This window comes from Mesorhizobium silamurunense, from assembly GCF_014843905.1.
In the GTDB taxonomy this organism is placed as follows: domain Bacteria; phylum Pseudomonadota; class Alphaproteobacteria; order Rhizobiales; family Rhizobiaceae; genus Mesorhizobium; species Mesorhizobium silamurunense.
This window is the reverse complement of sequence record NZ_LPVS01000076.1, coordinates 24,099-46,011: the sequence shown is the minus strand read 5'-3', so window position 1 is coordinate 46,011 and position 21,913 is coordinate 24,099. Positions and strand designations below refer to the sequence as shown.

Annotated in this window: 19 protein-coding genes and 1 pseudogene; 9 read left to right on the top strand and 11 right to left on the bottom strand. The window is 64.0% G+C overall.

What is annotated here, in order from left to right:
- Positions 1–2 precede the first annotated feature (2 nt).
- From bufB to AU465_RS21640, 6 genes are all read left to right on the top strand, one after another.
- Positions 3–1,028, top strand: a complete 1,026-nt coding sequence (gene bufB / locus AU465_RS21665) for an MNIO family bufferin maturase (RefSeq protein WP_246506309.1) — start codon at positions 3–5, stop codon at positions 1,026–1,028.
- The gene (locus AU465_RS21660) at positions 1,015–1,800 is read left to right on the top strand and encodes an HvfC/BufC N-terminal domain-containing protein (RefSeq protein WP_192252702.1); all 786 of its coding nucleotides are present in this window, start codon (positions 1,015–1,017) and stop codon (positions 1,798–1,800) included. Before bufB ends, AU465_RS21660 begins: the two co-directional genes overlap by 14 nt.
- An 11-nt stretch (positions 1,801–1,811) precedes the next feature.
- Positions 1,812–2,288 (top strand): DoxX family protein, encoded by a 477-nt coding sequence (locus AU465_RS21655; protein ID WP_192252686.1) that lies wholly within the window; start codon positions 1,812–1,814, stop codon positions 2,286–2,288.
- Positions 2,289–2,315: 27 nt separating this feature from the next.
- Positions 2,316–3,023 (top strand): NAD(P)H-dependent oxidoreductase, encoded by a 708-nt coding sequence (locus AU465_RS21650; protein ID WP_192252683.1) that lies wholly within the window; start codon positions 2,316–2,318, stop codon positions 3,021–3,023.
- 256 nt (positions 3,024–3,279) lie between these two features.
- A complete protein-coding gene (locus tag AU465_RS21645; RefSeq protein ID WP_192252680.1) occupies positions 3,280–4,356 on the top strand; it encodes a class I SAM-dependent methyltransferase in 1,077 nt (358 codons plus the stop codon).
- A gap of 36 nt (positions 4,357–4,392) precedes the next feature.
- Complete coding sequence (locus tag AU465_RS21640) at positions 4,393–4,692, top strand: putative quinol monooxygenase (protein WP_192252677.1); 300 nt, start codon at positions 4,393–4,395, stop codon at positions 4,690–4,692.
- 310 nt (positions 4,693–5,002) lie between these two features.
- On the opposite strand, the gene guaA is transcribed toward AU465_RS21640, so the two are convergent.
- From guaA to AU465_RS21620, 4 genes are all read right to left on the bottom strand, one after another.
- Positions 5,003–6,559, bottom strand: coding sequence for a glutamine-hydrolyzing GMP synthase (guaA, locus tag AU465_RS21635; protein ID WP_192252674.1), 1,557 nt, complete (start codon positions 6,557–6,559; stop codon positions 5,003–5,005).
- A 72-nt stretch (positions 6,560–6,631) separates the two neighbouring features.
- Positions 6,632–7,270, bottom strand: a complete 639-nt coding sequence (locus AU465_RS21630) for a 5'-methylthioadenosine/S-adenosylhomocysteine nucleosidase (RefSeq protein WP_192252671.1) — start codon at positions 7,268–7,270, stop codon at positions 6,632–6,634.
- Between the two features lie 3 nt (positions 7,271–7,273).
- A complete protein-coding gene (locus AU465_RS21625; protein WP_040973884.1) occupies positions 7,274–7,732 on the bottom strand; it encodes a PaaI family thioesterase in 459 nt (152 codons plus the stop codon).
- A gap of 96 nt (positions 7,733–7,828) precedes the next feature.
- Positions 7,829–9,118: an RsmB/NOP family class I SAM-dependent RNA methyltransferase gene (locus AU465_RS21620; RefSeq protein WP_192252657.1), complete on the bottom strand. Its 1,290-nt coding sequence runs from the start codon at positions 9,116–9,118 to the stop codon at positions 7,829–7,831.
- A gap of 330 nt (positions 9,119–9,448) precedes the next feature.
- Here AU465_RS21620 and AU465_RS21615 point away from each other — a divergent pair, with 330 nt between their 5' ends.
- On the top strand, positions 9,449–10,126 hold the full coding sequence (locus AU465_RS21615) for an aquaporin (RefSeq protein ID WP_192252654.1): 678 nt from the start codon (positions 9,449–9,451) through the stop codon (positions 10,124–10,126).
- Positions 10,127–10,193: 67 nt separating this feature from the next.
- Here the strand turns inward: AU465_RS21615 and katG are convergent, their stop codons facing one another.
- Complete coding sequence (gene katG / locus AU465_RS21610; protein ID WP_192252651.1) at positions 10,194–12,407, bottom strand: catalase/peroxidase HPI; 2,214 nt, start codon at positions 12,405–12,407, stop codon at positions 10,194–10,196.
- A 140-nt stretch (positions 12,408–12,547) separates the two neighbouring features.
- Here katG and AU465_RS21605 point away from each other — a divergent pair, with 140 nt between their 5' ends.
- Complete coding sequence (locus tag AU465_RS21605; RefSeq protein ID WP_192252648.1) at positions 12,548–13,456, top strand: hydrogen peroxide-inducible genes activator; 909 nt, start codon at positions 12,548–12,550, stop codon at positions 13,454–13,456.
- Between the two features lie 162 nt (positions 13,457–13,618).
- Here the strand turns inward: AU465_RS21605 and AU465_RS21600 are convergent, their stop codons facing one another.
- The 5 genes and pseudogenes from AU465_RS21600 to hisS all read right to left on the bottom strand — a co-directional run bounded on the left by AU465_RS21600 (position 13,619) and on the right by hisS (position 20,237).
- The gene (locus tag AU465_RS21600; RefSeq protein ID WP_192252644.1) at positions 13,619–14,722 is read right to left on the bottom strand and encodes a calcium:cation antiporter; all 1,104 of its coding nucleotides are present in this window, start codon (positions 14,720–14,722) and stop codon (positions 13,619–13,621) included.
- Between the two features lie 63 nt (positions 14,723–14,785).
- A complete protein-coding gene (locus AU465_RS21595; RefSeq protein WP_192252641.1) occupies positions 14,786–16,546 on the bottom strand; it encodes an AMP-binding protein in 1,761 nt (586 codons plus the stop codon).
- A gap of 74 nt (positions 16,547–16,620) precedes the next feature.
- Positions 16,621–17,322: an ATP phosphoribosyltransferase gene (gene hisG, locus AU465_RS21590; RefSeq protein ID WP_192252638.1), complete on the bottom strand. Its 702-nt coding sequence runs from the start codon at positions 17,320–17,322 to the stop codon at positions 16,621–16,623.
- Positions 17,319–18,440 (bottom strand): ATP phosphoribosyltransferase regulatory subunit, encoded by a 1,122-nt coding sequence (locus tag AU465_RS21585; protein WP_192252636.1) that lies wholly within the window; start codon positions 18,438–18,440, stop codon positions 17,319–17,321. Before AU465_RS21585 ends, hisG begins: the two co-directional genes overlap by 4 nt.
- Positions 18,441–18,618: 178 nt before the next feature.
- Positions 18,619–20,237 (bottom strand): annotated as a pseudogene (hisS, locus tag AU465_RS21580) (histidine--tRNA ligase).
- A gap of 497 nt (positions 20,238–20,734) precedes the next feature.
- On the opposite strand from hisS, the gene AU465_RS21575 reads away from it, so the two are divergent.
- A complete protein-coding gene (locus tag AU465_RS21575) occupies positions 20,735–20,968 on the top strand; it encodes a hypothetical protein (RefSeq protein ID WP_192252633.1) in 234 nt (77 codons plus the stop codon).
- Positions 20,969–21,137: 169 nt separating this feature from the next.
- Here the strand turns inward: AU465_RS21575 and AU465_RS21570 are convergent, their stop codons facing one another.
- Entirely contained in the window at positions 21,138–21,776 is a 639-nt protein-coding gene (locus AU465_RS21570; protein ID WP_192252747.1) for a DNA-3-methyladenine glycosylase I, read from the bottom strand.
- Positions 21,777–21,913 lie beyond the last annotated feature (137 nt).

The following is a 21,913-nucleotide window of genomic DNA, read 5'->3' as shown; positions in this document are numbered from 1 at the left end:
CGATGTCCCGTGCGTTGCAGCCCCTCCCGATCCCCGCATCAGCGGGCATCGGTCTTCGCTCCTCTCACATCGGTGAAATGCTGACCCGCAGGCCTTCCGCAGGCTGGCTCGAGGTTCATGCCGAGAATTACATGGGAGACGGCGCCGGCGTCGAAGCGCTGGAACGACTGCGCCAGACCTATCCGCTGTCGGTGCACGGCGTCGGCCTGTCGCTGGGCAGCGCGCGAGGAGTGGACCCCGATCATCTGGAGCGGCTGCGCAGGGTGTGCGAGCGCTTCCAGCCCGATCTCGTTTCGGAGCATCTTGCCTGGAGCGTCGCCGACGGCGCCTACCTCAACGATCTGCTGCCGCTGCGCTATGACGAAGAGGCGCTGTCGATCGTGGCGCGCAATGTCGCGACCGTCCAGGATACGCTGAAGCGGCAGGTGCTGATCGAAAATCTGTCCGCTTACGTCGCCTTTGCCGACTCCTCGATGAACGAGGCTGAATTCCTGGCCGAGCTTGTGGCGCGAACGGGCTGCGGCCTGTTGCTGGACGTCAACAATGTCCAGGTCTCGGCGCACAATTTGCAATATGATGCCAGAGCCTTCATCGATGCGCTGCCGGCCGATGCCATCGGCGAGATCCATCTCGCCGGCCATGCGACGAACCAGGTCGGGGCCGACACCGTGCTCATCGACGATCATGGCTCGCGTGTGCCGCCGGTCGTCTGGAGCCTTTACCAGCATGCCATAGGTCGGCTCGGACCGCGCCCGACGTTGATCGAATGGGACACCGATGTCCCGGTTCTGGATGTGCTGCTTGGCGAAGCCATGTGGGCCGACATGCTCACCGCTTCGATCATGTTCAACCGCGAGCAGGCTGCGAGACACGCTGAGGCAGCCAAACCCCGACCGATGTCCCTGACCCCCTTCGAAAGTGTGGGGACCAGCATGCCGGTGCTGGCAGCATTCGCTGCCGCAAAGGCCGGAGCAGCCATACCGGTAGCGTTGACGCCAATGGAAGGAGGATACGATGTTGCCGCTTGAAAACCTGCAGACCACCATGGCGCGCTCGGTGCTTGCCATCGAACCAATGGTCTCCGCGAAAATGCTGACCGCCGGCAAGGCCGATCCATTGGCCCGCCTGCGCATCTACCAGAACAACACGCGCAGTTCGCTCACCGCGGTGCTGATGGCGGTCTTTCCCGTCACCGTGCGCCTGGTCGACGAACGCTTCTTCCGTTTCGTGGCGAGCGAATTCATCCGACGCCATCCGCCGGTGGAGTCGCGGCTGTCGCGCTACGGCGCCGGCTTCCCGCGCTTCCTGAAGACGATCGACACGCTGTCCGACATGCCGATCGTCGCCGAAACGGCGCGGCTCGAATGGGCCATCGCCGAGGCACTCGATACGGCTTCGCTGCCACCCCGCAGCCTTGCGGACTATGACAAAATCGACCTGGGGCCTTCACCCGATATCCTGCTGCAGCCATCGCTCAGGCTGATCGTTTCACACTGGTCGATTCTGTCGCTGTGGACGGCGCACCAGCAGGGCACAGCAGTCGATCGGCATTGCACTTGGGCGAGACGTCCCGAACGCGTGGCGTTGTGGCGGACCGGGAACAGCGTCCACCTGGTTCTCCTCGACCGAGCCGACTTCGCCTTCCGGCATTCTCTCAAGCACGGCCTCGGCCTCGAACATGGTGCAAGCCGCGCGCTCGCGCTCGAACCGAACTTCGACCTCGTGTCCGCGCTCGTGCGACTGTTCGCTGACGGGCTTGTCACAAACGTGCGCATCACCGTGCATAACCTCTCAAACTGATGTAGACAGTCATGACCGCAATTTCAGATCATCCCTCGACCAGCCCGAGCGGCTTGGTCGGCGTCTGCCGGCGCATCATCACGCTGCCCGAACGCATTCCATTTTCGCTGATCCAGCTCGCGGCCCGTGTCGCGGTCGGACATGTCTTCTGGCAATCCGCGCAATCGAAACTGGCATCCTGGCCGGTGACGCTGCAACTGTTTGCCAATGAATACAATCTGCCGTTCATCGATCCGTCGATCGCGGCGCCGCTCGCGACGGCCGCAGAACTCACGGGCTCGGTGTTGATTTTCCTCGGGCTGTTTTCGCGCCTTGCAGCGCTGATGCTGCTCGGCGTCGTGTCTGTCATCCAGATCTTCGTTTATCCGGAAAACTGGGCAGAGCACCTGCTGTGGGCGTCGCTGCTGCTGCTTGTGCTGACGCGCGGGGCGGGTGCTTTCTCGCTCGACTATGTCGCCGAGCGAACCCTTTCGGTATCTGGAAAATGAACATTTCGATCGAGTGGGAACAGCACGGTGCGCATCTTCATCGTTCACGCCCACCCCGAGCCCAACAGCTTCAATGGCGCCCTGACCCGCACGGCGCAGGGGGTGTTGTCTGCGGCCGGACACGAGGTCGTCGTATCCGATCTCTACGCCATGGGCTTCAATCCAGTATCAGATCGCCGCAACTTCACGACCGTGCGCGACGCGACCTACTACCGCCAGCAGGCTGAGGAGGCGAATGCGGCCGCCCACGACGGATTTGCTCCAGACATCCAGGCGGAGATGGACAAGCTTTTCTGGTGCGACGTCTTGATCCTGCAGTTTCCGCTCTGGTGGTTCGGGCTGCCGGCGATCCTCAAGGGCTGGGTTGACCGAGTGTTCGCGTCGGGCGGCAGGATCTATGGTGGCGGCAAATGGTATGATCGCGGCGTCTTCGCGGGAAAGCGCGCGATGTGTTCCGTCACAATCGGCGGACCGCCGCCGATCTATTCGAGCCGAGGACTGAACGGCTCAATCGACGCAATCCTGTTCCCAATCAACCACGGGATGCTCTACTTTGTCGGCTTCACGGTGATCGAGCCTTTCCTTGCGCACGCACCAGCGCGCGCCAGCGACGGCGAACGCCGGGTCTGCCTCGATCGTTACCGTGAACGCGTCCTCAGCCTCGCGCATGCCCCCACTATCGCTTATCCGAAGCTCGCGGACTTCGACGACACCCACGTTTTGAAATCGGCGTGAGAGAAGCACTGTTCAGCTTACTGGTCCGGACGCCACACGCCGACCGCGGTTCCTGAGCTAGCAGGTTTGCTCTGATGCACCGGCGATTTGAGGTCCCTGCTCTCGCTGAGAATTTTCAGGCAGCGGTCACGTTGCTGTGAAGCTGTAACAGGCGGTCGCTACGGGGCGAACAATGGACTGTTACGGCGAGGCCATCCTGGTGGCGGGAGCAGGCTTGTCGCCCTGGTGTTTGGGATCGAGCTGGAGGAGATAGCCGATGCTGGAGCGCAACAAGGACAATCAGCCCAATCAGGAAAAACTGGAGGCACTGCTGGGAAAGATGGTCGGCGATCTCGGCGCCATCACCACCGGAGCGGCGGTACTGCTGGGAGACAGGCTTGGCCTGTTCTCGGCCATGAGCGAGGGCGGCAAGATGACCGCCGGCCAGCTCGCCAAAAGGACCGGCACGCAGGAACGGCTGGTCCGCGAATGGCTCTCGGCGCAGGCGGCAGCCGGCTATGTCGAGTATGACGAGGCCGGCGACAGCTTCTACCTCAACCCCGAGCAAGAGCAGGTCTTCGTCAACGAGGACAGCCCGGCTTTCATGGCCGGCGCGTTCGAGGTCGTTTCGACGCTGTGGCTGGACGAGGAGAAGGTCAGGCAGGCCTTCCGCTCCGGCAAGGGGCTCGGCTGGCACGATCACAGCGCTTGCCTGTTCCGCGGCACCGAACGCTTCTTCCGGCCGGGCTACAACGCCAATCTGATCGGCTGGTGGCTGCCGGCACTCGACGGCGTCGTCCAGAAGCTGGAGCGCGGCATAGATGTCGCCGATGTCGGATGCGGCCATGGCGCATCGACCGTGCTGATGGCCAAGGCCTTCCCGAACTCGCGCTTCACCGGCTTCGATTATCACGCCCCGTCGATCGAGCGCGCCCGCTCCGCGGCGAAGGAGGCCGGCGTTGCCGGCAACACGCGCTTCGAGGTGGCGCCGGCGAAGGATTTCCCTGGCACCTATGACCTTGTCGCCTTCTTCGACTGCCTGCACGACATGGGCGATCCGGAAGGCGCGGCCAAACATGTGCACAAAGCGCTGAAGCCGGACGGCACATGGATGATCGTCGAGCCCTTCGCCAACGACCAGCTTTCGGCCAACCTCAACCCGGTCGGCCGCATCTACTACGCCGCCTCCACCTTCATCTGCACGCCTGCCTCGCTTTCCCAGGAGGTCGGGCTGGGGCTCGGCGCACAGGCCGGCGAGGCAAGGCTGCGCAAGGTGGTGTCCGGCGGCGGCTTCAAGCGGTTCCGCCGCGCCACCGAGACGCCGTTCAACATGGTGCTCGAGGCACGTCCTTAAGGTTCTTTAGGCGACAATTTTCGATTGGAGGAAGACATGACTGCTTACAACGTCGTTCGGTTCCGCACCAAGCCCGGCAAGGAACAGGCGTTCATCGACGCGCACAAGAAGGCGACCCTCGACGTCAAGGGTTTTCGCAAGGGCGCGCTCATCAAGACCGGCGACCGCACCTTCTGCATCGTCGGCGAGTGGAACGACATGGACAGCCTCGCGGCGGCACGGCCGCAAATGATCGGGCTCCTGGATACGATGCGCGACATGCTGGAGGACCTCGGCGGCGACCTCGGCGTGACCGATCCCGTCTCGGGAACGGTTGTCGCCGACGTCGGTACCTGAAGGGCCTAGCTGCGGGCTTTGTGTGCACACTGCGCGACCGGGGCGGCGAGTCAAAAAAGGTTGGCGGTCAAGTCGGCCGGAATGACATGCAGCGCAAAGAAGACTCGCCTTTATGCACGCCGCTCTACGCTAAAGGCCTCTCCCCTTTTTGAAAGGACTTTACTTCATCAGGTGCATAGTCGCAGATCGGACTTGCCAGATCGGAGATGGAGAATGCTAGTTCAGCGGAAGTGAGATACTGACGCAAAACAATTTGCCCGACGCCGAAACTGCCGCCGCAGATACGCTATTGCCGCCGTTTGCCCCTCCGTCACTCCCACTCGATGGTTCCAGGCGGCTTGGACGTCACGTCGTAGACGACGCGGTTGATGCCTTTCACTTCGTTGATGATGCGGGTGGCGGCGGCGCCGAGGAAGGCCATGTCGTAGTGGTAGAAGTCGGCCGTCATGCCGTCGACGGAAGTCACGGCGCGCAGCGCGCAGACGAACTCATAGGTGCGGCCGTCGCCCATCACGCCGACGGTCTGCACCGGCAAGAGCACGGCGAAGGCCTGCCAGATGGCGTCGTAGAGGCCGGCCTTGCGGATCTCGTCGAGATAGATGGCGTCGGCCGCGCGTAGAATCTCCAGCTTTTCGCGCGTGATGCCGCCCGGGCAGCGGATGGCAAGGCCGGGACCGGGGAACGGATGGCGGCCGATAAAGCTTTCGGGCAGGCCGAGCTCCTTGCCCAGCGCCCTCACCTCGTCCTTGAACAGTTCGCGCAGCGGCTCGACCAGCTTCATATTCATGCGATCGGGCAGGCCGCCGACATTGTGGTGCGACTTGATCGTCACCGAAGGGCCGCCGGAGAAGGAGACGCTTTCGATGACGTCGGGATAGAGCGTGCCCTGCGCCAGGAAATCGGCGCCGCCGAGTTTTTTTGCCTCTTCCTCGAACACCTCGATGAACAGCCGGCCGATGGTCTTGCGCTTCTTCTCCGGATCGCTCTCGCCTTCGAGCGCCGAGATGAAACGGTCGGACGCGTCGACCAGGATCAGCGGCAAGTTGTAGTGCTGGCGGAACATCTCCACCACGCTTTTCGCCTCGTCCTTGCGCATCAGGCCGTGGTCGACGAGGATGCAGGTCAGTTGATCGCCGACAGCCTCGTGGATGAGGAGTGCTGCGACCGAGGAATCGACGCCGCCCGACAGCGCGCAGATCACCTTGCCCTTGCCGACCTGCTTGCGGATCGCCTCGACCGCCTGCTCGCGATAGGCGGCCATGGTCCAGCCCCTGGCGAGACCGGCGATGTGGTGGACGAAGTTGCCAAGCAGCTTCGCGCCATCCGGGGTATGGACGACCTCGGGGTGGAATTGCACCGCGTAGAACTTGCGCGCCTCGTCGGCAATGGCGGCGAAGGGCGCGCCGGTGGAGGTGCCGACGATCTTGAAGCCGGCGGGAATGGCGGTGACCCGGTCGCCATGGCTCATCCAGACCTGATGGCGCGTGCCTTTGGCCCAGACGCCGTCGAACAGCGCGCAATCGCTCTCGATCTCCAGGAAGGCCCGGCCGAACTCACGATGATGGCCGGCCTCGACCTTGCCACCAAGCTGGGCGCACATCGTCTGCTCGCCATAGCAGATGCCGAGCACCGGAATGCCGGCGGAAAAGACCTCGTCGGGCGCGCGCGGCGAACCGATGTCGACGGTCGAGTGCGGGCTGCCCGACAGGATGACGGCCTTCGGCCGGATGCGGCGAAAGCCCTCGGCGGCGGACTGGAACGGAACGATTTCGCAGTAGACCCCGGCTTCGCGGACGCGCCGCGCAATCAGCTGCGTGACCTGGCTGCCGAAGTCGATGATGAGAACGGTGTCGGGATGTGTCGTCATGGCGAGCCTTTAAAGAAAGAACCGATTCGGCGCAATGGTGGCGCGCTGCGGCTTTCGGTCCATTCACGGCCTTTAGGTAAGGCGGATCGCGCCGGACGCAATCGCCTGCTCCAGCAACCCTATTGCTCCGGCCAGCTTCTCGTCGATGACGTGCAGATACTCCGTCCAGTCGCCGACGTGCCTCAGATCGGCGGCGCCGTCGGAAATGCCGCGCAGGCCAATCAGCGGCACACCGAACAACTGGCAGGCGCGCAGGCAGGCGAAGGTTTCCATGTCGACCATGTCGGCGTCGATCGCGTCATAGGCGGCGCCGGTGACGATCGCGCCGCCGGTCGAGAGCGCAGCACTCTTGATGCCGGGAATGACGAAGGGCAGCGGCACCGTCATCGGCAGGTCGAGGAACGGCGTGGCGCCTTTCTCGAAACCGAGCGGCGAGGCATCAATGTCGCGGTAGCTCACCGACACGGCCTGGTAGATTTCGGTCTGCTCGAGCGTGCGGCTGCCCGCGGACCCCAGCGAGACGACGAGATCCGGCAGCGCGTCCTGAGCTTTAAGTGTCGCAAGCTCGGCACCAAGCCGCACGGCGGCCTCGACCGGACCGACCCCGGTCATCAGCGGCGTGAACAGTTCTTTGAGGTGCGGGCCGTATTCGGCCTCCGCCGCCATGACGAAGAGAACGGATTTTTCCCCTATCCGCGCAGCGCTCGCCATGAGTCACCCTTCTATCCCGTCGCGGCCGACAACCGTCATCATCGTGCCGGTCATCGTCGCGATAAGCTTGGCCTCGCCGTCGGCGGCAAAGGCATAGGCCTGGCCGTCGGCAACGATGATGGTGCGGCCGGGCTTTGTCACCGAACCGCGGAACAGGAAGCGCTCGCCCCTGCCCGGTGCCAGGAGGTTGACCTTGAATTCGATGGTCAGCACGCTGGAATTCTGCGGCATCAACGAGAACGCGGCATAGCCGCAGGCCGAGTCCAACGCGGTCGAGATGACGCCGGCATGCAGGAAGCCGTGCTGCTGGGTGAGCGACGGCGCGTAAGGCATCTCGATCTCGATGATGCCGGGCGTGACCAGCGTCAGCTCCGCGCCAATGGTGGCCATCGCCTTTTGGCGGGCAAAGGAGGTCCTGACGCGATCCTCATAGTCGGGAGCGGGTACGATCTTGGCTGCCATGGCCTTCGCCTTCACTTTTGCTGGCGAAGCTTATTGCAGAGGCAGGCAAGACAGGCAATCTCTTATGTTGCAGCGCAGCAAAACGCCGTCTGCCCCTCAGGCCGCCTTACGCAAGGCGTGGAAATAGAATCCGTCGGTGCCGCTGAGCGCCGGCGACAGCGAGATGCCGCCGGCGTCGCCGATGCGAGCTTCGCCTTCATGGCCGGGGAAATGGCTGTCCCAAAGCGTGCGATGGTCGACCGGCGCAAAGTCGCCGTGGCGCTCGCGGAAAGCCGCGACCTGCTCGCCGTTCTCGGCATCGAACACCGAGCATGTGATGTAGACGAGCAGTCCGCCCGGCTTCACGAAAGCCTGCGCCGTGTCGAGGATCGCCTGCTGCTCGCCCTTGCGGGCATCGAGCTGTCTGTCGGTCAGCCGCCATTTGGCGTCGGGCCGCCGCCGCCAGGTGCCGCTGCCGGTGCAGGGCGCGTCGATGAGCACGATGTCCATGTGCCCGGAAAGCGGCGCGAGCTCGGCGGGCTTGCTGACGATCTGGATGTTGCGGCTGTGCGCGCGGCGGATGCGCTCGAAGATCGGCGCCAGCCGCACCTTCTCCGCGTCATGGGCGAACAGCTGGCCGCGATTGTCCATCTCGGCCGAGAGCGCCAGCGTCTTGCCGCCGGCGCCGGCGCAATAGTCGAGCACCTGCATGCCGGGTAAAGCTCCGGCAAGCGCTGCCGCAAGCTGCGAACCTTCGTCCTGCACCTCGAACCAGCCTTTCTGAAAGGCGGGCTCGGCCTGGACGTTCGGATGCCTGCCGTCGCCGTCGATCGGCGGGATGCGGACGCCGTGCGGCGCGATGGCCGCAGGTGCTGCACCCGTGCCCTGGAGTTCAGCCAGCACCTTGCCGCGGTCGGCCAGCAAGGCATTGACCCTGAGGTCCAGCGGCGGACGCATCGCAAGCGCCGCCCCTTCCTCGACCCAGGCATCGCCATAGGCCTGATCGAGGAGCGGCGCGCACCAGTCTGGAACATCGGCCCGCACGGCATCCGGCGCATCGGCGAGCCTGCCAGAGGCTGCCGCTTTCAGTTCGGCGGCGCTGAGCAGCGGCGGCGCGAATTTGTCGCCGTCGAGCGCGTCATTCAGCGACTGGGCCGTCTGGCCCCATTCCAGCAGCAGCGCGCCGAAGCCGATGGCGCGCGGCGTATCCTCGCCGAGGAGCCAGCCAGCCGAACGCTTGCGGCGCAGCGCGTCGTAGACGATGTTGCCGATCGCCGCGCGGTCGCCGCCGCCGGCAAAGCGGTGCGACAGGCCCCAGTCGCGCAAGGCGTCGGCCACCGGCCGGTGGCGCCTGCCGATGTCTTCCAGAACTTCGATAGCCGCCGCCAGCCTTCCGCCCAGTCGCATTCTTGCTTCCGTCAACCCGTTGCTTTGAGCCCTGCTCTTAGAGCCTTTCCTGCTCCGATTGAAACATTTCTGTTGCGGTGAGGCCAAAAACGACCTGTCCATTGCCATCCTCTATACGACAAACGGAACGCTTTTTCGAGACAGTCGACCGTCAGCGGAACCAAGAACAAATCGATCGAAACATGAAAATTCTCTAATGTTTTGACTGGCGCACAAGCAACCGGCCTGGCTTAACCACTTAGCTTTCCAAGTTTTCCAAGAGAATACTCTTTCGTCTGTGATTCGCGGCGCGGGAAACGCGGTTTGACGGATCCCTATGAGGAGAGGGCAATGAAGACTTATCTGGCAGAAGTTCTAGGCACGTTTTTGTTGGCGTTCATCGGCACGGCCTACGTGGTCACGGGCGGCTTCGGCGGCGCGCTGCCGCTCGGGCAGGAAGGCATCGGCCTGGCGTTCGGCATCGGCCTGATCGCGGCGGCTTATGCGATCGGCCCGATCTCGGGCGCGCATCTCAATCCGGCGGTGACGCTCGGCGTGTTCCTTGCGGGACGGATGCCGGCCAAGGATGTCGTCCCTTGCTGGATCGCGCAGATCATCGGCGCCATCATCGCTTCGCTGGCGCTGTGGATCATCGTCACCGGCCAGGCCGGCGGCCACACCGGCGGCTTCGGCGCCAACGGCTGGGACGAGGCGAAATGGGGCGTGAGCTCGGCCTTCCTGTGGGAGCTGATCGGTACCTTCTCTTTCGTCACCGTCATCCTCGGCGTCACCAACGCCAAGCATACGACGGCCTTTGCCGGCCTGGTCATCGGCCTGACGCTGGCAGGGATTCACTTCGCCATGATCCCGGTCACCGGCACCTCGGTCAATCCGGCGCGTTCGATCGGCCCGGCGCTGTTTTCGGGCGGCGCAGCGCTCAGCCAGCTCTGGCTGTTTATCGTCGCGCCGCTGATCGGCGGGGCGATCGCCGGCGTCGTCGCCAAGGCCGGCATCTTCGAAAAAGACTGATCGTTAGTTTGGCCGATGCAAAAGGCGCGGGCATGAACCCGCGCCTTTTCTTTGGGAGGATGTGACCTTATTTCGCGGCCAGCTCGAAGCGATCGAGGTTCATCACTTTGGTCCAGGCCTTGACGAAGTCCTTGACGAACTTCGTCTTGGCATCGGCCGAGCCGTAAACCTCGGCCAGCGCACGCAATTGCGAATGCGAGCCGAAGATCAGGTCGGCGCGCGTGCCGGTCCACTTGACCTGTTTGGTTTTCCGATCGCGCGCCTCGTAGACCTCTTCCGAGCCCGGCTCTGTGCCAGCAGCCGGATCCCAGACCGTCGCCATGCTGAGCAGGTTGACGAAGAAGTCGTTGGTCAGCGTCCCAGGCTTGTCGGTGAACACGCCATGCTTCGAGCCGTTGTGGTTGGCGCCGAGGACGCGCAGGCCGCCGACCAGCACCGTCATTTCCGGCGCCGTCAGCGTCAGCAGCTGCGCCCGGTCGACCAGCATCGCTTCGACGGACATCGGCAGCTTGCCGCCGACATAGTTGCGGAAGCCGTCGGCCCTCGGCTCGAGCGCCGCGAAAGATTCGACATCCGTCTGCTCCTGCGAAGCGTCCATGCGGCCGGGCGTGAACGGCACCTTCACCTCGTGGCCACCGTCTTTCGCGGCCTTCTCGACCGCGGCGACGCCGCCGAGCACGATGAGGTCGGCCAGCGAGACCTTCTTGCCGGCAGCCTGCGCGGCGTTGAACTCCTTCTGGACAGCCTCGAGCTTCGCCAGCACCTTCGACAGTTGAGCCGGCTGGTTGACGTCCCAGTCCTTCTGCGGCTCAAGGCGGATGCGGCCGCCATTGGCGCCGCCGCGCTTGTCCGAACCGCGGAAGGTCGAGGCCGAGGCCCAGGCGGTCGAGACCAGCTCGGAGACCGAAAGGCCGGTGGCCAGGATCTTCGCCTTCAGCGCGGCGATGTCCTCTTCGCTCACCAGCTCATGGTCGATCGTCGGGATCGGATCCTGCCAGATCAGCTCTTCCTTCGGCACGAGCGGGCCGAGGTAGCGTACCATCGGGCCCATGTCGCGATGGGTGAGCTTGAACCAAGCGCGGGCGAAGGCATCGGCGAACTGATCGGGATGCTGGTGGAAGCGGCGCGCAATCTTCTCATAGGCCGGGTCGAAGCGCAGCGAGAGGTCGGTGGTGAGCATGGCCGGCGCATGGCGCTTCGAAGCATTGTGCGCGTCCGGCACGGTACCAGCGCCGGCGCCGCCCTTCGGCGTCCACTGATTGGCGCCGGCCGGGCTCTTCGTCAGCTCCCATTCGTAATTGAACAGGTTGTCGAAGAAATTGTTGCTCCATTTGGTCGGGGTCGTGGTCCAGGTGACTTCGAGGCCCGAGGTGATGGCGTCGCCGGCAATGCCGGTCGCATGTTTGCTCGACCAGCCGAGGCCCTGCGCCTCGATGCCGGCGCCTTCCGGCTCTGCGCCCACAAGTGCTGCATCGCCGGCGCCGTGCGTCTTGCCGAAGGTGTGGCCGCCGGCGATCAGCGCCACGGTCTCCTCGTCGTTCATGGCCATGCGGCGGAAGGTCTCGCGGATGTCGCGCGCGGCGGCAATCGGATCCGGCTTGCCGTTCGGCCCTTCCGGATTGACGTAGATCAGGCCCATCTGCACGGCGCCGAGATGGCCCTGCAGTTCGCGATCGCCCGAATAGCGCTGGTCATCCAGCCACTTGGTTTCGGAACCCCAGTCGACGTCCTGCTCCGGCTCCCACACGTCGGCGCGGCCGCCGGCGAAGCCGAAGGTCTTGAAGCCCATCGATTCCAGCGCGACGTTGCCGGCCAGGATCATCAGGTCGGCCCAGGAGATCTTGCGGCCGTATTTCTGCTTGACGGGCCAGAGCAGCCGGCGGGCCTTGTCGAGATTGGCGTTGTCCGGCCAGCTGTTGAGCGGCGCGAACCGCTGCTGACCGGCGCCAGCGCCGCCGCGGCCGTCGCCGATGCGGTAGGTGCCGGCGCTGTGCCAGGCCATGCGGATGAAGAGCGGTCCGTAATGGCCGAAGTCCGCCGGCCACCAGTCGTGCGAATCCGTCATCACATGATGCAAATCCTTGATCACCGCGTCGAGATCGAGGCTCTGGAATTCCTTGGTGTAGTCGAAATCCTCGCCCATCGGGTCAGAGAGGTTCGACTGCTGGTGAAGAACGCCGAGATCGAGCAGGTTCGGCCACCAGTCACGGTTGGTCCGGCCGGCGGATCCATGCGCCACGGGGCATTTGCCAGCGCTGTTGTCGTCGGTTTTTGCGTCCATCTTACTCTCCGATTTTGCCGAGTTTTGAAATGGGTTTCCGGGGCGGCCGGCGGCCGCGCCAATCTGGAATGATTCCAGACTAGGGCGGCTTGCCGATAAAGACAAATTGCCTTTCCTGTTTTTTCCGATAGGATTTCCTTATGATCGGTCTCACCGTCAGGCAGATGCTTTATTTCGACGCGCTGGCGCAGACGCTGCATTTCGGCCGCGCTGCGAAGCTTGCCGGCGTCAGCCAGCCGGCGCTCTCCGCCCAGATCGCGGAAATGGAAGAGCGGCTGACTTGCCGTCTGTTCGAGCGCGGCGGCAAGATCGTGCGGATGACCGACGAGGCGCTGGCGCTCCAGCCGCGCATCGAGCGCATTCTTGCCGACATACGTGACGTCGAGACGACTGCCCGTCGCGGCCGTCCCGCGATGGAAGGCCGCTTCCGGCTGGGCATCATCCCAACGGTTGCACCCTATCTGCTGCCGCGGGTTCTGCCGGAATTGAAGAGGCATTTCCCTGCCCTGCAGCTCGAGCTGCGCGAGGCGGTGACCGCATCGCTGGTCGAGGACAATGTCTCGGGCAAGCTCGACGCTTTCATCGCCGCGCTGCCGCTCGACTATCCTGGGCTCGCCACCGAAGAGCTTTTCCCGGACCGCTTCTTCCTTGCGGTCCCCGCCGGCGATCCGGCCTTCGCCTCGCCGCCGGTGCCGCCGGAAAGCCCGGCGCTGGAGCGGCTGATGCTGCTCGAGGAAGGCCACTGCCTGCGCGAACAGGCTTTGGCCGTCTGCGGCAATGTGCGGCCGGTGGCGATGGCAAGCTACGGCGCCACGAGTCTTACGACGCTCCTGCAGATGGTGGCGCATGGGCTCGGCGTGACGCTGGTTCCGGAAATGGCGGCAAGCGCTGCCGGCGTCATGCCTGACTTAAAGATCGTGCCGTTCCAGGAGCCGATGCCGCAGCGCATGATCTGCCTCGCCTGGCGGAAGAACAAGGTGCGTCAGGACGAATGCGTGGAACTGGCAAAGATCATACGCGGCCTGGATCAGGCCGTGCTGGCGAGTTGACGCCGGCTTCTACGCTTACCATGCCAGTTCTCCGCTAACGCGTCGTTCAGAGGCTTCTGCGGCTTGAGTATCTGAGTAGTCGCTGCGCGCCCGATAAATGGCGGTTCCTGTCCTCGCGACCGTTTCCATCCATGCATCCGATCGCCAGCTTTCACCAAGCTTTCATGGTACAAAAATCAAAAATACGTATGTAAAAAACACCACAATATGAACCATTCCGGTCAAGAATGTCGTTCTTTCGGTACTAAAGCTTACGCTGCATATGAAAAGCGCCAAGGCCAAAAGCACTGCATCCGCCGCCGGAAGCCCCAAGGTCAATCCTCTGCCCGTCAGCAGGCTGGCGGCCGCGACAGCCGGTATTGTCAGACCAATCGTGGCGCAAGCCGAACCCATCGCAACGTTCAAGCCGCGCTGCAGCTCATTGTTGAGTGAGGCGCGAATCGCCGAAATGGCCTCCGGCATCAAAACCAGCTCCGCGATCAACGCGCCCACAATACTGTCAGCCTGTGTCACCTGGTAGGCGACGAGCGTATTCTCGACACTTGCGGCGACCTGCTCGGCGAGCATGACAATTCCGATCAGCCCGATCAGCAGGAGCAGAGCGCTGGCAGAGATGCTTTCTTGCGGAGCGGTTCGCATCGAGATGTCGTGCGCTTGTCCTTCGATGAAGTCGTCCCGGTGCCGGACGGTCTGGGCGAATACGAAACTTGCATAGAGCAGCACTGAAAGCACGCTTACGAAACCAAGCTGAGCTGCCGAAAACGTACCGGGATCCGTGGTTCGAGTGTAGGTCGGGAGAATGAGCGTCATGACCGTCAGCGCGATCAGAACCGCCAAATACGCACTGGTTCCCTGCCGAACGATTGCCTGCTTGCGATGACGCCAGCCGCCAAGCGCGAGACACGTGCCGACAACGCCGGTAGAGGTAATCATTACCGTCGAGAAAACGGACTCGCGCGCCAATGTCGGGTTGTTCTCTCCATGCAGCATCATGGAAACGATGATCGACACTTCGATTGCCGTCACGGCAAAGGTCAGCACCAACGTTCCGTACGGCTCCCCTACGCGCCGGGCCACTGCCTCGGCGTGGTCGAGCACCACGAAAATGGTGGTGAACATGATCGCACTCGAAAGCGCTCCAACAAGAATCCTGACGTTCAGCGAGCCTTCGTCCACCGAAAGACCGCTGGCTCTGACCGCGACAGCCATCGCCAGAGCGGCCAATGGCATCGTGTAGGAAGTCACCGACCGTGTGGAACCAGTCATTGAAGCCCCCCAAACGCCGCGCGTTTCTGCGAACTTAGCGGAAAAGCGTGTGGGGAGCACCTCTCACGCCGTCTTCTGCGCCACCAACCCCAGTTCCTCGACCATCTTTTCGCGCATTAAAAACTTTTGCGGCTTACCGGTGACCGTCATCGGCAGCTCGGTGCGAAAGCGGATGTAGCGCGGCACCTTGTAATGCGCGATCTGGCCGGCGCAGAAGGCCTTGATTTCCTGCTCCGTAGCGATCTGGTCAGGCTTCAGCACGATCCAGGCGCAGAGTTCCTCGCCATATTTGTCGTCGGGAATGCCGAAGACCTGAACTTCCTTGATCTTCGGATGGCGGTAGAGGAACTCTTCCACCTCGCGCGGATAGATGTTCTCGCCGCCGCGGATGACCATGTCCTTCACCCGGCCGACAATGTTGCAATAGCCCTCGGCGTCTATTGTCGCGAGGTCGCCGGTATGCATCCAGCCGTCCGTGTCGATCGCCTCGCGGGTCTTGTCGGCGTCGTCCCAATAGCCCTTCATCACCGAATAGCCGCGCGTGCAGAGCTCGCCCGGCGCGCCGGCCGCGACGGTGGCGCCGTCGGCTCCGATCGCCTTGACCTCGACATGCGGATGGACGCGGCCGACAGTCGAGACGCGCTTTTCCAGCGGATCGTCGACGCTGCTCTGGAACGAGACCGGGCTGGTCTCGGTCATGCCGTAGGCGATGGTCACCTCAGACATGTGCATCAACGACACCACCTTCTTCATCACCTCGATCGGGCATGGCGAGCCGGCCATGATGCCGGTGCGCAGGCTGGAGAGGTCGAAGGTCGGAAAATCCGCATGGTCGAGCATGGCGACGAACATGGTCGGCACGCCGTAGAGACCGGTGCAGCGTTCCTGCGCGACGGCCTTGAGCGTCGCGCCGGCATCGAAACCTTCGCCCGGGAAGACCATCGTCGCGCCCTTGGTAACGCAGCCCATCGTGCCCATCGACATGCCGAAACAGTGATAGAGCGGCACCGGAATGCAGAGCCGGTCATCGACGGTGAGTTTTATTGCCGAGGTGACGAAATTGCCGTTGTTGACGATGTTCAAATGGGTCAGCGTCGCGCCCTTCGGCGCGCCGGTCGTGCCGCTTGTGAACTGGATGTTGATGGCCTCATTCGGCTTCAGGCTTTCGGAGATGCGGTCGAGGCTGTCATGCTCGTCGCGTCCGGCCATGGCGAGCACGTCGCCGAAGTTGAACATGCCGGGCGAATTGTCGTCGCCCATGCGGATGACGATCTTCAACGCCGGCAGCTTCTTTGCCTTGAGCTTGCCGGGCTCCGCCATGGCGATTTCCGGCGCCAGCGTCTCGATCATGCCGAGATAGTCGGAGGTCTTGAACTGCGCGGCAGTGACCAGCGCCTTGCAGCCGACTTTGTTCAGCGCATATTCCAGCTCGGTCAGCCGGTAGGCCGGGTTGATGTTGACCAGGATGAGGCCGATGCGGGCGGTGGCGAACTGCGTCACCAGCCATTCCCAGCGGTTCGGCGACCAGATGCCGACGCGATCGCCCTTCTCCAATCCGAGCGCCAGGAAGCCGGCGGCTAAAGCATCGACCGCATCCGATAGCTCGCTCCAGGTGAAGCGCTTGTCCTGGCCGACGAAGACGGCGGCGTCGAGCGTGGCGTATTTGCTCACCGTGTCGGAAAACAGCTCCGGAATGGTCTTGTCGAGCAAGGGCACCGAGCGGTCGCCCGAGACATGCGCCCTGCCCTCCACCGGAGCAATGAAGCTGTTGCGCGCTTTGCGCAGATTGGTGGCGTTCTTGAGCTCGTCGAGTTTGATCGCCATCGCCGTCTCCTCCCGGGATGCGTCAGCCTATCAGCCGGTGACGGCGGTGAAAATCCGCCAAAGGTCCTCCTCCCTCAACGGGGAAGGAGGGCGCTCATCTTGGCGGCGATATCGCGCAACCGCGCCTCATCAGCCGCATCTCGGACTTTCTTCGAAGCGACGAGGCAGGCCTGCGAGTTCAGGATCGTGCCGTCGCCCAGCACCTTGAGGTGATTGGCGCGCAGCGTCGAGCCGGTGGTGGTGATGTCGACGATGACGTCCGCCAGCCCAGCCGCCGGCGCGCCTTCGGTGGCGCCGAGGCTTTCGACGATGCGGTAGACCTGAATGCCGTGCTTCAGCGAGAAGAACTGCTGCGTCAGGCGCCAGTATTTGGTGGCGATCCGTAGCCGCCGGCCGTGGCGCTGGCGGAAATCGGCGGCGACGTCGTCGAGATCGGCCATGGTGTCGACGTCGAGCCAGATATCCGGCACCGCGACCACGACATCGGCATGGCCAAAGCCAAGGCGGGCGACGATCTCGGCGCGCGCTTCCCAGTCGGCGAGGTTCTCGCGCAGCAGGTCCTCGCCGGTGATGCCGAGATCGACCGCGCCCTGGCCGATCTCGCCGGCGATTTCGGATGCCGACAGGAAGGCCACCTCGACATTGTCGAGGCCGTCGATGCGGGCGCGGTATTTGCGGTCGTCCTGCGGCAGGGTGACCGCCAGCCCGACCTTGGCCAGGACTCCCAGCGACTGCTCTTTCAAACGGCCCTTGGACGGGATCGCCAGCGTGATCATTTCGCGCCCTCCCGCAACGCCTCGATGCGGTCGAGCCAGACCGAGAAGCCCACGCCGGGGATCGACTTCTTGGCGCCCAGCAGCGTCAGCAGCCGGTCGTAACGGCCGCCGCCGACCAGCGGGCGATCACCATCTGCGGCGGCTATTTCGAAAACCAGGCCGGTGTAGTAATCGAGCGGACGGCCGAAGGCGGCGTCATAGCGGATTGCCGCCATCGGCAGGCCGTGCGCTTCGATCGCCCTGGCGCGGGCTGCGAAATTCTCGAGCGCGGCGCCGAGCGAGAGGCCGGCGTCGCCGGCGAATTTTTCCAGCGCATCGGTCGCGCCATCCAGCGCGACGTCGATCTCGAGAAAGCCCTTCAGCGCCGAGAAGGCCTCGTCGGAAAGCCGCACGCTGCGAAGCTGCGCCTTCTCGATCAGCCGCCGCGCGATGTCGGCCGGCGCGCGGCCGGTCGATGCCGACAGACCGGCCTGTTCCATGCCCTCGGCGATGTGCGTGGCCAAGGCTTCCGCGTCGCCGTCGAGCACCAGCGCCGCGACCGGGCCGGAAAGCTGGCTGTTGCGCGGGGGGTTGGCGAGATCGGCAAGGGCCGCTTCCAGCATCGGCGCCGAGCCGAAGGCGCGCGCGAGCCGCATGCGCCAGCCGCGTGGCAGGCCGAGTGCGGCCAGCACCGCCTCGAACACTGTCTGGTCGCCGAGCGTGATGGCGAGCGCCTGTCCCGGCAGCACCAGCGAGAGCAGCGCATGCGCGTCGGCGAGCGAGCGGGCATCGGCCGCGGCCGTGTCGCGGTCGCCGAGATCCTCGATACCGGCCTGGAAGAACTCGTTGCCGCCCTCACGGCGCTGGCGGAACACTTCGCCGAGATAGGAATAGCGGCGCGGCGTGCCGGCCTGGCTGGCGATGTGGTCGAGGCAGACGGGAATGGTGAATTCGGGCCTGAGGCACAGCGTCTTGCCTGTCTCGCTCTCGGTGAGGAAGATGCGGCGGCGCAAATCCTCGCCGGCCATGTCGAGGAACGGATCGGCTGGCTGCAGCACGGCGACTTCGACGGCGTGGGTGTCCCGCTCAGCGAAGAGTTTTGCGATATCGGCGGCGATGGCGGGGTAGCGGGAGGTCATGGGGAGGTTGGGCGCGAGGCACCCCCCTCTGGCCTGCCGGCCATCTCCCCCGCAAGGGGGGAGATCGGCAGCTTCAAGCCGGGCACCTTTTTTCCAGCGCTGGCGATTGGCGAAACCATACGCGACATCCAATCTCCCCCCTTGCGGGGGAGATGTCCGGCAGGACACAGGGGGGTGCTCAAGTGCCACCCTTCGCGCGATCGGCCGCCTGCGCCGCCAGGATTTTCTTCACCTCATCAACCAGATCGCCTTCCGCCACCGTCACCTGCGCCGGGCGCGCGGCGCGCCATTCGGCGTTGTCGGTGATCTCGGCCGACAGGCGCGGCGCGCGGCGCGCCATTCGGCGTTGTCGGTGATCTCGGCCGACAGGCGCGCGCCTTCGATGAGGTCCTTGATCTGCAACTCGCCCTTGGCACGCTCGTCGCCGCCCTGGATAATGGCGACCGGGCTGCCGCGGCGGTCGGCATATTTGAGCTGCGCCTTCATGCCGGCGCCGCCGAGATACATTTCGGAGCGGATGCCGGCAGCGCGCAGATCGGCGACCATCTTCTGATAGCGGCCGAGGCTTTCCGTATCCTTGTCCATCACGAGAACGACGACCGGGGCGATCACATTGGAGACGTCCAACTTGCCGAGGTTCTTCAGCGCCGTCATCAGCCGGGAGACGCCGATGGAGAAGCCGGTCGCCGGCACCGGCTCGCCGCGGAAGCGCGAGACCAGCCCGTCATAACGGCCGCCGCCGCCAACGGAGCCGAAGCGCACGATCTGGCCGTCCTCGTTGGGGATCTCGGCCAGCAGCTCGGCCTCGAAGACGGGGCCGGTGTAGTATTCGAGGCCGCGCACGACCGAGGTGTCGATGAGGACGCGGCCGCTGTAGCCGGCGGCATCCACCATGGCGGCGATTGCCGCCAGCTCCTCGACGCCTTCGCGACCGGTGTCGGCGAAATAGTCCAGCGTCTTCAGCCAGCGAATCTGGGCGGCGTTCGGCGAGATGTCGGTCGCGGCTTCCAGCTTGCGCCATTCGCCCGCCGCCGCGCCAGGCTCGTAGTTCATGAAATAGAGCACCGTCTCGATCGCCTTGCGCTCGAGGCCGGCGCCCTTGGTGAAGTCGCCGCTTTCGTCCTTGCGGCCGGCGCCCAGCAATTGCGCGATGCCTTCGGGCCCGATCTTGTCCAGCTTGTCGATGGCGCGCAGCACCGTCAGCCGGCGGCCGGCATTCTGGTCGCCGCCGAGGCCGATCGCCTCCAGCACGCCGTCGAGCACCTTGCGGTTGTTGACGCGGATGATGTAGTCGCCGCGCTTGATGCCGAGCGCCTCCATGACGTCGGCCATCATCATCGCCATCTCGGCGTCCGCGCCAACGCCCGCCACGCCGTTGGGCGTGCCGATGGTGTCGGCATCGAACTGCATGAACTGGCGGAAACGGCCGGGACCGGGCTTCTCGTTGCGGAACACCCAGCCGGAGCGGTAGCTGCGATAGGGCTTCGGCAGCCGGTCGTAGTTCTCGGCGACGAAGCGCGCCGTCGGCGCGGTGAGATCGTAGCGCAGCGACAACCACTGGTCGTCATCGTCCTGGAAGGAGAACACGCCTTCGTTCGGCCGGTCCTGGTCGGGCAGGAATTTGCCGAGCGCATCGGTGTATTCGATCATCGGCTGGTCGACCGGCTCGAAGCCGTAAAGCTCATAGACCGAGCGGATAGTCGCCATCATCTTTTCGACGGCGCGGATGTCTTCGGCGCTGCGGTCGGCAAAACCGCGCGGCAGCCGCGCTTTCGTCTTTTCCGATTTGTCGGCCATGGGATGGGTACTCAGTGTTTCGCGATGCTCCGCGGATAGGAAATTCCTACATCCACGGCGCGGGTGTCCTAACCGATGCGACTTGGTGCGGCAAGGGTTTGCGGCTAGCGGAGGTCGAAGCTATTTCGACACTTGTAACGCCGCGCCGCCCCTCATCCGCCTGCCGGCACCTTCTCCCGTATAGTGACGGGGAGAAGGCGGAAGCTTCGGCGCCGGCACCATTGCTTCAGCGTTGGCGATTGGCGAAACCGGCGATGACAGCGTCCTTCTCCCCGTCACTACACTGTCACTACACGGGGAGAAGTGCCCGGCAGGGCGATGAGGGGCAGCGCCAGCTGACGAAGAAATCAACGCCAATCCCTGCCCGTCGAGGGTTTGCGGACATCCAAAATCTCGAAACAAATCACACCAAAAACGAAACAATTCCGCCACCAGCGCGGCATGCTGCCGACACAATCGACGACCATAAAGCGCGCCGAAACAAGGGGTTCGGGGCCATGGCAACGGCTGAAGACATCATCGAGAGCGGCACCGCCAGGCTGCGGCCTGCCGGCAACCTCGCGCCCAAGCCTGCGCAGCAGCCGGCCGGGCCGTTCGAGGTTACGGCGGAAGCGCAAAAGCCGACGGTACGCGACGCGCTGGTGACCGGGCTGCTGGTGATCTACCCAGCCTTCGCGGCCGTGGCGGCCATTCTTGCCGGGCTGTTTTTGACAAGCGCCGGCAGCGTCTGAGTTAGCACCCTAACCTTCCCCTTGTGGAAGAAGGTGGATCGGTGCGCAACACCGAGACGGTTGAGGAGGGGTGCTTCAGTGGAGTGAGACGCTGGCATTCCCTGGAACACCCCTCATCCGTCGCCTTCGGCGATACTTTCTCCCACCAAGGGGAGAAGGGGAAGTGCGACTACCTCGGCCGCTTGAACCTCTTCCGTTCCGCTTCCACCTCGGCGCGGCAGACACAGCCTTCGAGATGGTCGTTGACCAGACCCATCGCCTGCATGAAGGCGTAGACGGTGGTCGGGCCGACGAAGCTCCAACCGCGCTTCTTCAATTCCTTCGAGATCCGGACCGAGACCGCCGTCGTCGGATTGGCGCGCAGATGCGCGAGGTCGACGATTTCTGGCCGTTCGTCGGAGCCAGGCTCGAATTTCCAGAACCACGCCGCCAGCGAGCCGAATTCATCGACCATTTCGCGGGCGCGCTTGGCGTTGTTGATGGTCGAGACGATCTTGCCGCGATGGCGGATGATGCCGGCATTGCCGAGCAGGCGTTCGACGTCCTTTTCGGTAAAGAGCGCCACCTTGTCGAAGTCGAAATTGGCGAAGGCCTCGCGGAAATTGTCGCGCTTGCGCAGGATGGTCAGCCACGAAAGCCCCGACTGGAAACCCTCGAGGCAAATCTTCTCGAACAGCCGGCGGTCGTCGGCCACCGGCCGGCCCCATTCATGGTCGTGATAGTGCAGATAGTCCGGCAGGTTGCCGTGCCAGAAGCAGCGCGCGATACCATCGGGGCCGTCGAGCAGGCCGGCATTTTCTTGTCCCATCACTAGCAAATCCGTCGTTAATGCGCACAAGCGTCGATTTTACCGTGGCTTTACCAGATTCCTAAACCGGCCGGTAACCACACCAAAAAGTTTACTGACAAGTCGGCATTTTACGCATTCCGATTCATGTTTCGGTT